Consider the following 13,818-nt stretch of genomic DNA (forward strand, 5'->3'; position numbering starts at 1 on the left):
TTTTTTTTACAAGCAAAAGGGGGATTAGGAGTCGGTTTTTTGTCTGGGGGGCGGGGAGTTGTGTAAAAGAGACAACAAAAAGGGGGGGGGGGGGGAGAGGTCTTTATTTGATAAAGCTTATAACCCGCCCTCTCTCATGCTAAATCTATTCTTGAACCATCTCTCCCGACAATTTAATTTTATCTTGCCGCCGTTTCTTAGCATAAAGTTGAATCGTTGCTACCATCGCAATAATCAATCCAGAAACGGCAAAAACAGTAGCATTTAGTGGCAAATTTTGCTTAAACACTGCCAGCAAAACAATCAATACTAAAAGAATAGTCGGCGCTTCATTCAAAGCCCTAAATTGTTGACCAGTCCATTTACACTCATCTGCTGCTAATTTTTTCATAATCCGGCCGCAGTAAAAATGATAGATGATTAAAAGTGCCACTAACAGCAGTTTAAAATGTAGCCAGCCATCCTTCAAAACATCAGGTTCAGTGGAGACAAGACCGATTGCCATCGCTACTGCTACCACCATTCCCGGCATTGTAATCAAGTGATAAAGACGTTTCTCCATAATCTCATACTGTTTTTTTAGAATCGTCTTAGCTGGTTCTGGTTGTTCCGCAGCTTCAGCATGATAAACAAACAGTCTCACGAGATAAAACAGTCCAGCAAACCACACCACAATGCCGATTAAGTGAAATGCTTTAAACCAAAAATAAGCCATGATTTGTCTCCAGAGAAAATAGCATTATACCAAATCTGGTTGGATTTCCTCTAATTCAAGAAACCCACGCAAACGAGTTTTGATGGTGCAAACGCATCTCTCTTCGGATTTCCATCGCCTAGTTGGGCAATCCTATGGTATTAGAACCCTGTTTATTGCTTCGCGACTGGCGAAGGAAAGTGCTTGGATTATCGCCGCCGTCGTCAGGCGCTAATTTTATTGCACTATAGACATTGATGCTGTTAAAATAGAAGAAAGTATTCTTCCAGATAATATATCGTACTCAACATTAGTTGTGCCTTATCTCACCAGTGCCTTAGTACAGCACTAGAATATTGGCTCGCAAGTTATGGACAGGGTAAAGTTGACAACTTGCTAAAATTAAAGCCCCTTGATGCGACAGATACCATGATTTTAGCGCAAATTCGCTCAATCGTTGAATAAAGGAACTTAAGAGGGGAGATTTTTTATCTTCAAAGCCTGTTGCTTTGAGGTACTGCTAAATGCCATTCATCTAGATTTTGATAAGAGTAAAATTAGCATAAAAATTACCAAATCATACCGAAAGTGAATCAAGAATCTTACATAACTATACCAGATTTTAGCATCCTCGATCTGATGCCTGAAGGAGTTTGCGTCCTCCAAGAAAATTTTGCTGTTCACTTTTGGAACCGAATTATGGAAGAGTGGACGGGAATTTCTAGAAATGAAATCCTTGGTAAAGATATTTTCATGTATTTTCCCCACCTAAACCAGCCTAAATACGTTGATTCCCTAAAGCAAGTTTTTTCAGAGAGTTCCCCAACAATTTTTTCTTCTAAATTATATAAATGTGTCATTCCCTGTCAGCTACCAGATGGACGGGATCGCATTCAAAACACAAGTTTAACTCCTGTACCGACAGCTACTTTTTTTTCTAATTATCAACTTTATGAATCCGACAAAATCAAATTTAAAGTAGATTTTAATCTTTCATCTCAAATCTCCACTTCAACATCTTTTTATGCTCTTTTGATCGTGGAAGATGTTACGGAGCTGATGGACTCAATTCAAGACTACAGCAGGATGTTAGATTCCGCCTTGGAAGAAATCAAGGAATGTAAACAGATAGAGAAAACACTCCTAAAAAGTCATAATTTTTTACAAAAAATTGCGGACAATACTCCCAATATTGTATATCTTTATGATATAAAAATACAGCGAAATATCTATGTCAATGAGCAAGTAATTCCCATGCTTGGTTATACAGAGATAGAGATGAAAGAAATGGGTTATCAGTTATTCCCTAACCTGCTCCATCCAGAAGATTTAGCCCAAATCCCAGAGCGTGTCGCTAAATTCAACCTTGCTGGAGATAGCGATATTCTTGAATGGGAGTACCGCATAAAAAACAGTTCTGGGGAGTGGCGGTGGTTTCATACCAGAGAACTAATTTTTAGTAGGGATAACGACGGTTTGCCCACGCAAATTTTAGGAGCAGCACAAGATATAAGTCAGCGTAAGTGGGTAGAAGAAGCACTGCGACAGCAAATGGAACGGGAGCGACTAATGAGGTTGATTACTAATCATATTCGCAACTCTCTTAACCTTGATGAAGTTTTGAATACTACTGTGGCAGAAGTGCGGCAATTTTTGCAAACTGACCGGGCAATTATTTTGCAGTTGGAACCTTGCAAGTATAATGATAGCTGCGATTTCACCCGCGCCATTGTTATAGTTGAATCTGTAGCATACAACTGTGTATCTATTCGGGGAACAAGTTTAGATAGCTGTTTGGAAGCTTATTATGTTTCTTACTATCAAATTGGTTATATTCGAGCTGTGGGCGATATCTCGAAAACAGCTATTTCCCGACAGCAGAAGGAGTTATTTCAGAAGTGGCAAGTAAAAGCTTGGATTGATATGCCGATTATGCAAGGCAATAAATTGTGGGGATTGTTGATCGTGCATCACAGTACGCCTCGCGAGTGGCCGCATTTGGAGATAGAGTTGATGAATCAACTTGCAAGTCAGCTAGCGATCGCGATTCAGCAAGCAGAAATCTATCAGCAGTTGCAAGTAGCAAACCAAGAATTACAGCGTTTAGCGACATCCGACGGCTTGACACAGATAGCAAACAGGCGTAGGTTTGACGAATATTTAGAGTCTGAGTGGCTGCGACAGGTTCGCGAAAAACACCCGATCGCACTGGTTTTAGTAGATGTGGATTTGTTCAAATCCTATAACGACACTTACGGACACTTGGCGGGGGATGATTGTTTAAAAGCAGTAGCAAAAGCGATCGCAGGCGCGACTAAGCGCCCCGCTGATTTAGTCGCCCGTTATGGAGGGGAAGAATTTGCATTAATACTACCCTACACGGATGAAAAAGGCGCTTTGCAGGTTGCGGAGGCGGTGAGGTTAGCTGTATCCGGTTTGCAAATTGCCCATTCCGCATCCCAAATTAACAAATTTGTCACTGTTAGCGCAGGAGTGGCTAGCTTGATGCCAATTTCTAATAGAATCCCAGAAGATTTAATCGCTGCTGCCGATCGCGCACTTTATGAAGCAAAGGCAACAGGGCGCGATCGTGTAGTTACAGCATCAGCAATTCTAAATTAAATCTCCTAGATAACTAAATACTTCTTCCTTCTTCCTTCCTTCCTTCCTTCCTTCCTTCTTCTTATTAGTCTATCCTCACCTGACTACCCCATAAATCTTGAGGCAAAAAAGCCCTTTCTATCGGAATTTGAGCAACGGCTTCAGTCAGGGTAAATTGTCCTTCCTCAATCCATTGTTTAAGCTCTAAAGCTACTTGACGGGAGAGGTAAAAACTTGCAAGGGGAGCCACCCTGACGGGTTTACCTTCAATCGCAATCCGGCCTGTTTTGAGTTGAGCATAAGTCACTAAACCAAAGGTAGGACGCACGCGCCGAGGGATAGCAAAATCTACTACTGGTGCTACAATGTCTTTATCTTGTATGGCGCAACGGACAACTACTTCTTCGTTTAAAACTGGCAGAGGAATTCCAACTCCTAACATTATAGATGGGCCGTAATTTTTGAAGTAACAACCGCGTACCCATTTAGAGTTCATCTGTTTAGCATCACCAATTAAAGCTAGGGTAGCAGCAGGGCCAATGGGAGTACGATTAGGAAGGCGTTTTTGTAGTGGGAAATGCTGGGTTCCTTCCCAGGTGACATAGCCGATCGCACCGCCAAGGAAAATGCGCGTACCGATACCCACAAGCTGTAAATCTGGGTCGTTTAGCAAGGGAGAAATGGCTCCAGGGTTGGAGTAAACGGCGTTACTGAGATGGGGTTGTAGGGGGCCGAGGTAGGTGTAGAGAGTGCGATCGCCTCCATTTACACCCACGATAAAGTTTTGGTAGATGTTGCGGGGGTTGAATAGGTAAAACTGGTTAATCGTGTCACGGGTAATAGTGGTTTCAAAGGAGGCGCGAGGGTAGCAGTCAGTGACTTGGCCTACGGCTCTAAGTTGTACCGGTTTACCGGCGATTAGGTCTTCGATGACGTGGCCGCCGCCCCGTTCCCGCGATTCTTCGCCGTCTTCGGCGACTTGGGTGGCTCCCAGGTAGAGGTCTACAGCCCCAAAGCCGGAGTAGGCTAGAACGCCATCTAGCCAGCAGGAACGGATTTTGATCGGGGGGTCAGTGTGTCCCAGGTTGATAATTGCCCCGGAGGATTCCATCGGCTCGAAGGTGCCGGTGGTAATTACGTCTACTTCTTTAGCAGCTTGGGTTGTGCCGATTTCGGCAACTCGTGCTTTAAGTTCTTCTACTGTCCAAACTACGGCCTGCTGGCGGCTGATTTTGTCGTTGATTTCGGCTATGGTTCGCATTAAGTTTAAAAGTAATTGGTAATTGGTAATTGGTAATGGCTAATGGCTAATGGCTAATTGCTAATTGCTAATGGCTAATTGCTAATTGCTAATGGCTAATGGCTAATGGCTAATTGCTAATTGCTAATGGCTAATTGCTAATTGCTAATGGCTAATTGCTAATTGCTAATTGGTAATTGCTAATTGCTAATTACCCATCCTCCCCATCTTTTCCTCTTTCCCTAGTCCCTAGTCCCTAGCCCCTAGTCCCTTCTTTAAAAACTTGTTCTGCTGTCAGTTGCAATTCTGGAAAAGTTGGAGATATGATGCGATCGCTTCCCCGAAATTGACTAATTTGATACTCGCCGTCAACCAATTCACAGATAGCGATTGTGGGTTGTTTGGGGTTGCCAATAAACCGTTTACCGCCTAAGCCGAGATAGTCTACAATCCAGTATTCGGGAATGCCCATTTCTTCATAATCAGTAAATTTACTAAAGTAATCATCCCGCCAATTAGTGCTGACTACTTCAATTACTAAAGGAATTGAAATAGCTTGACTAACCGTTGAAGCTTTTTTCCACAGAGGTTCTGACGCTAAATTAGAACGATTTAAGATGAGAATATCTGGCAAGTAGCCTGACTCTCTAGCGGGTGCTCTGACTAACGCTTGTTTGGGAATAAAGTAAGGAAGTTTGAGTTTTCTGAACTCTGCGGTTAACTCTGAGGCTAAAAAGCCAGTAACTTCTTCGTGTTCTCCTAATGGTTGTGCCATCTTGACAATTACTCCGTTGTATAGTTCATATCGATGTTCGGAATTTTCTGGATACCAGTCAATAAATTCATCGAATGATACTGCTTTTTGTAAGGTTTGAATCATGGTGAGTGTTTCAGTTGCTTGGGATATTTATACATTATAGTGCAAGGTGTTGGGAAATTGGTAGGCAGGTTTGCCAAGGTGTACTATACAAACCAGAAAGCCAGTAAACCCGCCTCAGTTGATTTTTTTATGCTAATTGTTTATGAACCGGCGATCGCGGTTCAAAGCTGGTATAAATTGTGATAATATCAATTAAAAAGGAAGCTTGATAGAGGTTCGCACGATGACACAGACACTCTTACAGCCATTAGACCAAAGACTAATTCATTCTGGGATTAGCTGGCAACAGTTCAAGCTAATTGAACAGGGTTTTTCTGATTCCCCTGGCATCAAGTTATTTTATTACAAAGGAGAGGTAGAAATCTTGGCAGTTTCGCAAGAACACGAATTTTTTAGTCGGACAATTTGTACGCTGCTGGCTATCTACTGCGCCGAAAATGAAATTGAGTTTGCACCTACGGGAAGCTTTACCCAAGAAAAGGAAGGGGTAGTGTCTGCACAAGCTGATGAATCTTACTTTATTGGTAGACGAATAACCCCAAATTCTCCGCCTGATTTATGTATTGAAGTTGTTTTTACTAGCGGGAATGTGAGAAAATTGCAGCGCTATCGAGTATTAGGAGTTTCTGAAGTTTGGTTCTGGGAAGATGGTGTGTTAGCTTTATATTGTTTGGGTTCTGAGGGTTATGAAAAAATTTATTCAAGTGTTGTTTTACCCGATTTAGATATTAATTTACTTTGTCGCTGCTTGCTGATGGCTTCGAGTGTGGAAGCGATGAGGGAGTTTAGGAGAGGAATTTCTGGCTAGCGCGATCGCATTTCGCAGGTTTAGCTTGATACAGCGGATTCCAGGTTTATAAAGTACACCCTAGAAACCGGGTTTCTTCGCTTATTTCTCGCCAGAAATCAGTTTTATTCAAGAAACCCGGTTTCTCTGTACTTCACTTACCTGGAAAGTGCTGTATAGTTGATGGATCTTAATTTACTCCTGTTCATCATCATCGGGCAATTTTTCCATTTCCTCGGCCATTAATGTCTGAAAATCTTCTCCACAATGAACATTCAAATGAATTGCAGAAGACAGCAATTCTGCGAGAATTTCAGCTTGTTGTCTAGCACTCAGGTGAGGTGACTGAAGCTGATAGATTAAGGCTGTGACATTTTGGCATTCTGAGCCTAACTCCCTAATTAATGTACGGAGAGTAGAACTGGCAAGAGGAAGGGTGCGATCGCGAATCTGCATAACATTATTTCCCTAATCGTTTTAGTGCTTGTTGAATACCTTTTTCAAAGGCGCTAATCTCAGTTTCCCAATGCTTAATTAAACCTGCATCGGGAGAATGCTTTTCAGATTCTATTCTAATCTTTTCTTGATGTTCAGCAATGCGCTTATTTAGTGAACGAATTGCTTTTTTGTGGTTTTTCTTGCCCATAAAATCCCAGAGATATCTACAGCTTAGCAGATGATGGCGATCGCATTTCCCAGGTTCAGCTTGATTTAAGTGGTTTGATGGCTCTCCAGCCCAGGAGTGCGGCTAGGATAATGCTAGGGGTGAATATGGCGATCAGCGCGATCGCATTGCTGGAGGGAATGGATAAGCTGGGCCCGCCGTATTTGATGGCCAGGGAGAGGGCGGCGGATAGTAGGACTAATTTGATGATAAATGCGGTGTTGCTGTTCATGGTTGGGAAAAAGCGCGATCGGGCAGACAATGATGATAAGATTTTTCCTAAGTTTGGGTAAACTTTACTTCACAGGGTCGCGTTCACAAGTGAGATTTCCCACCTTAACTTGACCCAAGAGGATTTTATCTCTTATTTACACTTATAATAACAGTGTATCCAGCCAAAAAATTCATATTTTGTACAGCTTCAACTGTGGGTATTCGTAGCTAAAACCGATGATTAATGTCAAATCTCTTTTAGAAAAAGCTCAAAATCCTGAATTTTGGAAAATCCTCAATCCTAACTTAAGTGTCAGCGAAAGTTTAACTCTCCCACCCAATACCGAAATTGAATTTGAGCGAGACAACTTAGACAAACTGTTACTCAATCTCAAAAAAGAGGGTTATTTTCAAATAGATTTTCTTCTATCTGAGGAAGAGATTTCGTGCATGGCGGTTAGTCTTAAACAAGTCTTGCAAGCCGGATGGCCGACACCATTTGTATTCGTTTATGATGAATTTTGGCTAGTATTTTGTCGGTTATCGAGGATATTATCGGCTATCCTTGGCGATGATTATAAACAATTGCCTGCTTTTTGGGCTTGGCACATTGAAACAAACAATACAGATCGAGGATGGAAGCCACATCGTGACAACTTAAATGGTACACTTTTACCAGACGGGATGCCAAAATGTGTCACAATTTGGATACCGCTCACTGATGCCATTCCTCTGAATGGATGTATGTACATTGTCCCAGCCACTCTCGATCCTAATTATAGTCGCAACGTTCAAAAAGGTGAAAAAAGCAACACACAAATTAATTATCAAGACATTCGTGCTTTGCCTGCAAAAATGGGTTCTGTCTTGTGTTGGAATCACGAAGTGTTACACTGGGGAGGGCGTAGCAGTGAAAAAGCCCCTCATCCACGCATCAGTTTAGCTTTTGAATTTCAGAGAGCTGATGTTGAGCCTTATAAAAGTCCACTCCTTGACCCCTATAATCTACCAAGTTTTCATCAGCGTTTGGGCTTGATTGGGAAGCAAATCCTTCAGTATCAGCATATGTATCCCTTGTCTGAGGAGATTGCGGAAGTGGCTACGGAATTGCAAGAGAATTATTTACTACTTTCAATTAAGAAGCGAGATGATATAATGGAAAATCAAGAATTAGATAAAATAGAGAAGATTCGCCAGCAATTCGATACCGTTTGCTATCCCAGAACACCCCTAGAAGAATCTCCCAAAGATAGTCATGTGCTGCTTTATATTCATAATTTAGTTACGCCTTACTATTTAAGGAATCAAAAAGTAATTGAAACTGAAGGTAAAGTTATTTTAGATGCTGGATGTGGCAGTGGATATAAAGCTTTGATTTTGGCAGAAGCAAATCCTGGCGCTAAAATTGTAGGAGTTGATATATCAGAAGAATCCGTTAAATTAGCTCGTCAGCGTTTGGAGCATCACGGTTTTAGAAATGTAGAATTTCATGCAATATCAATAGAGGATTTATCTAGCTTAGGTTTAGAATTTGATTTCATCAATAATGATGAAGTCCTTTATCTTTTACCCGATCCCGTTTTAGGATTGCAAGCAATGAAGTCAGTTTTAAAGCCTGATGGAATTATTAGGACAAACTTACATAGTTACTTCCAACGATCTGGTTTCTTTAGAGCTCAGGAATTTTGTAAATCAATGGGTTTGATGGATGAAAATCCCCAAGATTTAGAGATAGAAATAGTCCGAGAAACCATGAATGCTTTAAAAAATGAAGTTCTTCTCAAATCAAGAAACTGGACTTCTAATCCTACAGACAAGGATGAATGGATTTTTATGAACTATTTACTACAGGGAGACAAGGGGTTTACTATCCCAGAAGTGTTTGCAGCATTAAGAAATGCTGATTTAGAGTTTATCAGCATGGTAGGTTGGCGACACTGGGATGTGACGGATTTGTTCCAAGATTCAGAGAATTTGCCTCCGTTTCTAGCAATGAGCTTGCCAGAAATTTCTGTAGAATATCGACTGCATCTATTTGAACTGTTACATCCCGTCCATCGTCTAATTGACTTTTGGTGCGGTCATCCCAATGGTGAGCAGTCTTTTGTATCCGTTGCTGAATGGACTGAATATGACTGGGAGACAGCGCAGGTGTACCTACATCCTCAACTGAAGACTCTCCAGGTGAGAGAAGACCTGCTCAACTGTATTGCCAAGCAACGACCTTTTATTATTAGTAGTTATATACCTTTGCCTACCCAAGTGCCGATCGCAGTCGAAAGTATGCTGGCGGCCTGTCTACTGCCTTTGTGGGAGGGAGCGCAGCCAATGATGTCCCTAGTCGAACTCTGGCTCAAGCTCAGACCGCTGCACCCCGCCACCCTAGAGCCAATGAGCCACGAGACAGCTTTTGAGGAAGTGAAGGAACTCTTAAGTATGCTAGAAGCTTTTCTGTATGTGCTTTTGGAGCGATCAGTTTAAAAAATCAAAAAAATTTGCACGGGGTGATATCAAAGCAAGGGAATGGGGGTAAGTTAAGCTTACGAGTTAGAAATCAAGCATCACACGCCTCTAGGAGAAACAAACCATGAAAACCGAATTTAAAGCCAGATTCCTGCAACACCTCAACCAAAAGAGACAGGATAAAGGTTTCACCCTGATTGAACTGTTGGTCGTTATCATCATCATCGGTATTCTATCTGCTATTGCTTTGCCTTCCTTCCTCAACCAAGCCAACAAAGCAAAGCAGTCAGAAGCTAAGCAGTATACCGGTTCAATGAACAGAGCTCAGCAAGCCAAATATGCGGAGAACAATAAATTTGCAGACTTTGACAATCTGGGACTCGGCATCAAAACTCAGACCACTAACTATATCTATAGTGTCGCGCCAACGACACCCGATACCACTACCCAAGCTGTTGCTAACATCGGATCACCTCAAGGTCCTGCTCTGAAAGGTTACACGGGAACCGTCCAACTGGGTACTAGCGCTGGTGCTGAAAGCGAGACAACTACAATAGCAGTCCTCTGTGAAGCTGGAAAAGCTGGCAGTACAGCAGCTCAAGCTACAGGGGCAGGCAATGCTCTTACCTGTGTCAGTCCTGATACAGAAGTCTCCAAGTAGAAGAGCAGCCAGAGCTGGAAAGTATTTAGCGGAGCTGGCTTGGAGCTGTTAAGAAAGTGGGTAGTGTATCGCTTACGCTACCCGCTTTCTTTAATTAACTTGAATTAGATTTCTTCTGAGCGGTTATCCTACCAAATATTAGTGATTTTTATTAGCGTGCCTCTATGAATACTGAATACCCACCAACTGAATATTCCTATTGGCAGCAGCAAGCCCATCAATATCTGCTTCAAGGAGATTTCTATAAAGCTGCCAACCTCTATGAAAAGGCAATTCAAGCTGAACCTGATACTAAATCTCACTACTGGCATTTGGGGTTGATGTTGCTGTTGCAGGAAGAGGAGACAGAAGCTCAGACGACTTGGCTGCTAGGCATGGCAGAGGGGGAGCCGGAACAAGTTGATTTGTGGACGGTCGAACTGATCAAAGTGTTGCAAACAGAAGCGGAGCGACGGGGGGAGATTGGTGACTATTTGCCAGCATGGGCAATCCGCCAGCATATAAGAGAAATCAATCCGGCGGATATTAATAACCTATTGCATTTGATCGGTCTGTCTATCCTGCTGGAAACTTATACAGGAGAGGAACTGACTGATTTAGGTGTGATTGAGATGCTAGGGTCAGAGCCACCAATAGAAGTAGACTTTGATCTATTAATGCAGCTATTGAAGAACGTGTTAGCTTACGCACCTTTGCAGCCGTCCTCTTTGGAATTAGCGGAAACCTGTATAAAATATGTTCACGATCCTCTTGTTTTTCTCGAACTTGTAATTGCTGCTGCTGTTGAAATTGGCTACATCCTACGCGTGCCACAAATAGGTATTAGTTTACTAGAGGTCTGTCGCCGCTTAGATGTGGAAAAGTATGGCAAAACTCTCAATCAGTTGGCTATTTTGCCACATCTGGCTAGTTTTCACCAAAATTTAGGGCAATATGATGAGGGAATAAAAATAGCAAAATTGTGCTATTCATTATCTGAAGACTTGGCAGACAAAGCTTTTGCTAATCACAAAGTGCTGCGAGGGCTGATGAGTGCAGGCGGTTACTGGGAAGAAGTAGATTCGTTCATGGAAGAACACGAATCAGTGTTGGAGTTACTGGTAAAGGAACCGCTACCATTGGCGACTCACCCAGCTAAAGTGCAAAACTTGTTTTCTAGCACATTCTTTTTTCCCTACTTTGAGGATCGGGCAGATAATAATAGGAGAATACACAACCAAGTAGCTCAGTTATGCCAAGTTTATATTCAAAATAAAGAGAAAGAGCAGGTAGAGCGATATCGAGATGGACATTTATCTCGCAAAAGTCAGGAAGTTGCGGGAAAGCGCCTCAAGATTGGCTACATATCCCATTGCCTGTTAAGACATTCTGTGGGTTGGCTGGCACGATGGTTGTTTCAGTGTCACGATCGGGAGCAATTTGAGATTTATGGTTACTTTGTCGGTTACAGAAAGACATCGGAGCCTTTACAAGAATGGTATGTAGAAAAAGTTGATAAAGCTTATAAAGCGGGGTTTTCCTACCAAGAAATCGCCGAGCAAATTTATCAAGATGAAATTGATATTCTGATTGACCTTGACAGCATTACTCTAGATGTAACTTGTGCGGTGATGGCTCTTAAACCAGCGCCTATTCAAGTAACTTGGTTGGGTTGGGATGCTTCTGGAATGCCTGCAATTGACTACTTTCTTGCCGATCCTTATGTGCTGCCGGAATCGGCCCAAGACTATTACAATGAAAAAATTTGGCGCTTGCCAGATACCTACATTGCTGTAGGTGGTTTTGAGTTAGGTTTGCCGACTCTGCGACGCGATCAGTTGGATATTCCGATAGATGCGGTGGTATATCTCAGTTCTCAGAAAAGTTACAAACGCCATCCGAGAACAGTTAGACTCCAAATGAAGATTCTGAAGGAAGTACCAAATAGTTATTTCTTAATTAAAGGATCGGGTGATGAGGAATCGATTAAAAACTTTTTTAATCAACTAGCAGAAGAAGAAGGAGTAGGGCGCGATCGCTTGCGGTTTTTGCCAGAGGCTTCCCAAGAACACGTACACCGAGCTAACTTAGACGTTGCAGATGTGGTGTTAGATACGTATCCCTACAACGGAGCTACAACCACTCTGGAAACTCTCTGGATGTGTATCCCTCTGGTAACGCGAGTGGGGCAGCAATTTGCGGCTCGCAACAGTTATACCATGATGATGAATGTAGGCGTGACTGAGGGAATTGCTTGGACAGATGAAGAGTATGTAGAATGGGGGATTCGGTTGGGGAAAGACGCGGCTCTGCGGCAACAAATATCGTGGAAACTGCGGCAGTCAAGGCAAACATCTCCCTTGTGGAATGCTGAAAAGTTTACCCGCGAGATGGAGAATGCCTATGAGCAAATGTGGCAGATATATGTTGACCAATCCAACTCTTAAGTACCTGGAGATAAATTTGTCAGCTATAGCAATCTTATTTAAGTTGTGAACGTATGATTCAGTAAGAAAAGCGTGCGATGTTCACATTAAAATTTATGCCCGAACGGATGACATTATACCAATTCTCTAAAGTTATGCAACAGTAGCTAGGGCTGATAAAATATAGTCCCATCCGGCTATAGATGCTATTTCTTCTGTTGAAAGTTCCCCCAGAAAAGCGCAAACTTTTTCTTTAAGACCCTCTAGATTTTCATAGATTCCCCAACTCAGTTCTTGTTTTATGTGTAACCATATTCTCTCAATTGGATTCAATTCAGGGCTGTATGGTGGTTGAAAAATTAGTAGAATATTATCGGGTATTTTTAGCCTACTACTTTGATGGAACTTTCCATTATCCAATTGGATAATATTTAAATGATCGGGATATTTCTCGGCTAGTTGATCCAAGAATATTTGAAAGCACATACCATCTAGATGAGAGAACTCTAACCAAAAACTTTCTCCTGTTTGTGGCGCAACTGCACCATATAAATAGTAGGCTTTAAAGTTCCATTGAACTTTACCTATTGGTTTAACCCCCAAAGCTGTAATTCTTTTCCTTTCAATTGTTTTTAAGCCAATTCTTGTTTCATCTTGACACCAATATTTCAGCCCATTTTCTGCGGGTTTAGGGGTTAGAGACTCCAACCACCAAGCGACTTTTAGTAATTTTTTTAGTTTTTTTTAAACTCTATACCCGCCGCTTTGTCTTTTTTGATGCTCGAACGTCTTGGTACTTTTAATTTAGCTTTCATTCGATAGTGTAATTGCTTGTGTAATGTTTGATACTTGACTGAGATTTGATATTTCTCTTCTACCCACTTACCAATTTCTTTATAACTTTTAAATTCACATGATTCCTCTCTTAATTTCTCTGATAATCCAGCTATTACAGCTTTAGAGATTACTCGAGGTCTACCAGTTGATTTTCCGATTTTTAGCAGTGCGGGTAGACCGCCAACACTATATTGTTTTAACCATCTATGCACAGTAATCCTATGTAGGGCTTACTGAATAAGTTAGGAAAAGTGCGATTCGTTTAACCTAAAATAAGCCGAAAAGCTTATGGGACGGTTAGCCTAGCTGCTCAGGCAGTTAGTGACAACTGGTTACATTTGTAGGTGAGGGTTCAGCCCAAATCCTACCCCTC

At 41.9% G+C, this 13,818-nt stretch carries 14 protein-coding genes and 1 pseudogene; 8 read left to right on the forward strand and 7 right to left on the reverse strand.

Annotated features, from left to right (window positions below):
- Positions 1 to 145 precede the first annotated feature (145 nt).
- On the reverse strand, positions 146 to 715 hold the full coding sequence (gene hemJ, locus PY364_RS19460; protein WP_275524979.1) for a protoporphyrinogen oxidase HemJ: 570 nt from the start codon (positions 713 to 715) through the stop codon (positions 146 to 148).
- 82 nt (positions 716 to 797) lie between these two features.
- On the opposite strand from hemJ, the gene PY364_RS19465 reads away from it, so the two are divergent.
- Positions 798 to 929 carry a hypothetical protein gene (locus PY364_RS19465; RefSeq protein WP_275524980.1) on the forward strand — a complete coding sequence of 44 codons (132 nt, stop codon included), beginning with the start codon at positions 798 to 800 and terminating at the stop codon, positions 927 to 929.
- Positions 930 to 1,282: 353 nt separating this feature from the next.
- Positions 1,283 to 3,316: a diguanylate cyclase gene (locus PY364_RS19470; RefSeq protein ID WP_275524982.1), complete on the forward strand. Its 2,034-nt coding sequence runs from the start codon at positions 1,283 to 1,285 to the stop codon at positions 3,314 to 3,316.
- A 64-nt stretch (positions 3,317 to 3,380) separates the two neighbouring features.
- Here the strand turns inward: PY364_RS19470 and PY364_RS19475 are convergent, their stop codons facing one another.
- Both PY364_RS19475 and PY364_RS19480 read right to left on the reverse strand, forming a co-directional pair.
- Positions 3,381 to 4,556 (reverse strand): homocysteine biosynthesis protein, encoded by a 1,176-nt coding sequence (locus tag PY364_RS19475; protein ID WP_275524984.1) that lies wholly within the window; start codon positions 4,554 to 4,556, stop codon positions 3,381 to 3,383.
- Positions 4,557 to 4,791: 235 nt separating this feature from the next.
- Complete coding sequence (locus PY364_RS19480) at positions 4,792 to 5,415, reverse strand: Uma2 family endonuclease (RefSeq protein WP_275524986.1); 624 nt, start codon at positions 5,413 to 5,415, stop codon at positions 4,792 to 4,794.
- 223 nt (positions 5,416 to 5,638) lie between these two features.
- Here PY364_RS19480 and PY364_RS19485 point away from each other — a divergent pair, with 223 nt between their 5' ends.
- Positions 5,639 to 6,223, forward strand: a complete 585-nt coding sequence (locus PY364_RS19485) for a Uma2 family endonuclease (RefSeq protein WP_275524988.1) — start codon at positions 5,639 to 5,641, stop codon at positions 6,221 to 6,223.
- Between the two features lie 174 nt (positions 6,224 to 6,397).
- Here the strand turns inward: PY364_RS19485 and PY364_RS19490 are convergent, their stop codons facing one another.
- Positions 6,398 to 6,658 carry a hypothetical protein gene (locus PY364_RS19490; protein ID WP_275524990.1) on the reverse strand — a complete coding sequence of 87 codons (261 nt, stop codon included), beginning with the start codon at positions 6,656 to 6,658 and terminating at the stop codon, positions 6,398 to 6,400.
- Positions 6,659 to 6,662: 4 nt separating this feature from the next.
- Positions 6,663 to 6,848 (reverse strand): hypothetical protein, encoded by a 186-nt coding sequence (locus PY364_RS19495; RefSeq protein ID WP_275524992.1) that lies wholly within the window; start codon positions 6,846 to 6,848, stop codon positions 6,663 to 6,665.
- Between the two features lie 77 nt (positions 6,849 to 6,925).
- On the opposite strand from PY364_RS19495, the gene PY364_RS28850 reads away from it, so the two are divergent.
- The 5 genes and pseudogenes from PY364_RS28850 to PY364_RS19520 all read left to right on the forward strand — a co-directional run bounded on the left by PY364_RS28850 (position 6,926) and on the right by PY364_RS19520 (position 12,629).
- Complete coding sequence (locus PY364_RS28850) at positions 6,926 to 7,159, forward strand: hypothetical protein (protein ID WP_343278107.1); 234 nt, start codon at positions 6,926 to 6,928, stop codon at positions 7,157 to 7,159.
- Positions 7,160 to 7,529: 370 nt separating this feature from the next.
- Positions 7,530 to 7,973 (forward strand): annotated as a pseudogene (locus PY364_RS19505) (phytanoyl-CoA dioxygenase family protein); the annotation flags it as partial.
- Positions 7,974 to 8,234: 261 nt separating this feature from the next.
- The gene (locus PY364_RS19510; RefSeq protein WP_275525000.1) at positions 8,235 to 9,560 is read left to right on the forward strand and encodes a methyltransferase domain-containing protein; all 1,326 of its coding nucleotides are present in this window, start codon (positions 8,235 to 8,237) and stop codon (positions 9,558 to 9,560) included.
- A gap of 106 nt (positions 9,561 to 9,666) precedes the next feature.
- The gene (locus tag PY364_RS19515; RefSeq protein WP_275524994.1) at positions 9,667 to 10,203 is read left to right on the forward strand and encodes a type IV pilin-like G/H family protein; all 537 of its coding nucleotides are present in this window, start codon (positions 9,667 to 9,669) and stop codon (positions 10,201 to 10,203) included.
- Positions 10,204 to 10,367: 164 nt separating this feature from the next.
- Positions 10,368 to 12,629, forward strand: a complete 2,262-nt coding sequence (locus PY364_RS19520) for an O-linked N-acetylglucosamine transferase, SPINDLY family protein (RefSeq protein WP_275524996.1) — start codon at positions 10,368 to 10,370, stop codon at positions 12,627 to 12,629.
- A 132-nt stretch (positions 12,630 to 12,761) separates the two neighbouring features.
- Here the strand turns inward: PY364_RS19520 and PY364_RS19525 are convergent, their stop codons facing one another.
- Both PY364_RS19525 and PY364_RS19530 read right to left on the reverse strand, forming a co-directional pair.
- Complete coding sequence (locus tag PY364_RS19525; protein ID WP_275524998.1) at positions 12,762 to 13,316, reverse strand: IS630 family transposase; 555 nt, start codon at positions 13,314 to 13,316, stop codon at positions 12,762 to 12,764.
- Positions 13,317 to 13,342: 26 nt separating this feature from the next.
- Positions 13,343 to 13,657 carry a hypothetical protein gene (locus tag PY364_RS19530; protein WP_275524999.1) on the reverse strand — a complete coding sequence of 105 codons (315 nt, stop codon included), beginning with the start codon at positions 13,655 to 13,657 and terminating at the stop codon, positions 13,343 to 13,345.
- Positions 13,658 to 13,818: the final 161 nt, after the last annotated feature.

Origin of the sequence: Kamptonema sp. UHCC 0994 (assembly GCF_029167235.1) — a bacterium.
Lineage (GTDB): Bacteria > Cyanobacteriota > Cyanobacteriia > Cyanobacteriales > Microcoleaceae > Kamptonema.

Coding starts and splice junctions, on each gene's coding strand:
- PY364_RS19515 (WP_275524994.1), top strand. CDS start 9,667: ATGAAAACCGAATTTAAAGCCAGATTCCTGCAACACCTCAACCAAAAG.
- PY364_RS19510 (WP_275525000.1), top strand. CDS start 8,235: ATGGAAAATCAAGAATTAGATAAAATAGAGAAGATTCGCCAGCAATTC.
- PY364_RS19520 (WP_275524996.1), top strand. CDS start 10,368: ATGAATACTGAATACCCACCAACTGAATATTCCTATTGGCAGCAGCAA.
- PY364_RS19490 (WP_275524990.1), bottom strand. CDS start 6,658: ATGCAGATTCGCGATCGCACCCTTCCTCTTGCCAGTTCTACTCTCCGT.
- PY364_RS19495 (WP_275524992.1), bottom strand. CDS start 6,848: ATGGGCAAGAAAAACCACAAAAAAGCAATTCGTTCACTAAATAAGCGC.
- PY364_RS28850 (WP_343278107.1), top strand. CDS start 6,926: ATGGCTCTCCAGCCCAGGAGTGCGGCTAGGATAATGCTAGGGGTGAAT.
- PY364_RS19480 (WP_275524986.1), bottom strand. CDS start 5,415: ATGATTCAAACCTTACAAAAAGCAGTATCATTCGATGAATTTATTGAC.
- PY364_RS19485 (WP_275524988.1), top strand. CDS start 5,639: ATGACACAGACACTCTTACAGCCATTAGACCAAAGACTAATTCATTCT.
- hemJ (WP_275524979.1), bottom strand. CDS start 715: ATGGCTTATTTTTGGTTTAAAGCATTTCACTTAATCGGCATTGTGGTG.
- PY364_RS19465 (WP_275524980.1), top strand. CDS start 798: ATGGTGCAAACGCATCTCTCTTCGGATTTCCATCGCCTAGTTGGGCAA.
- PY364_RS19475 (WP_275524984.1), bottom strand. CDS start 4,556: ATGCGAACCATAGCCGAAATCAACGACAAAATCAGCCGCCAGCAGGCC.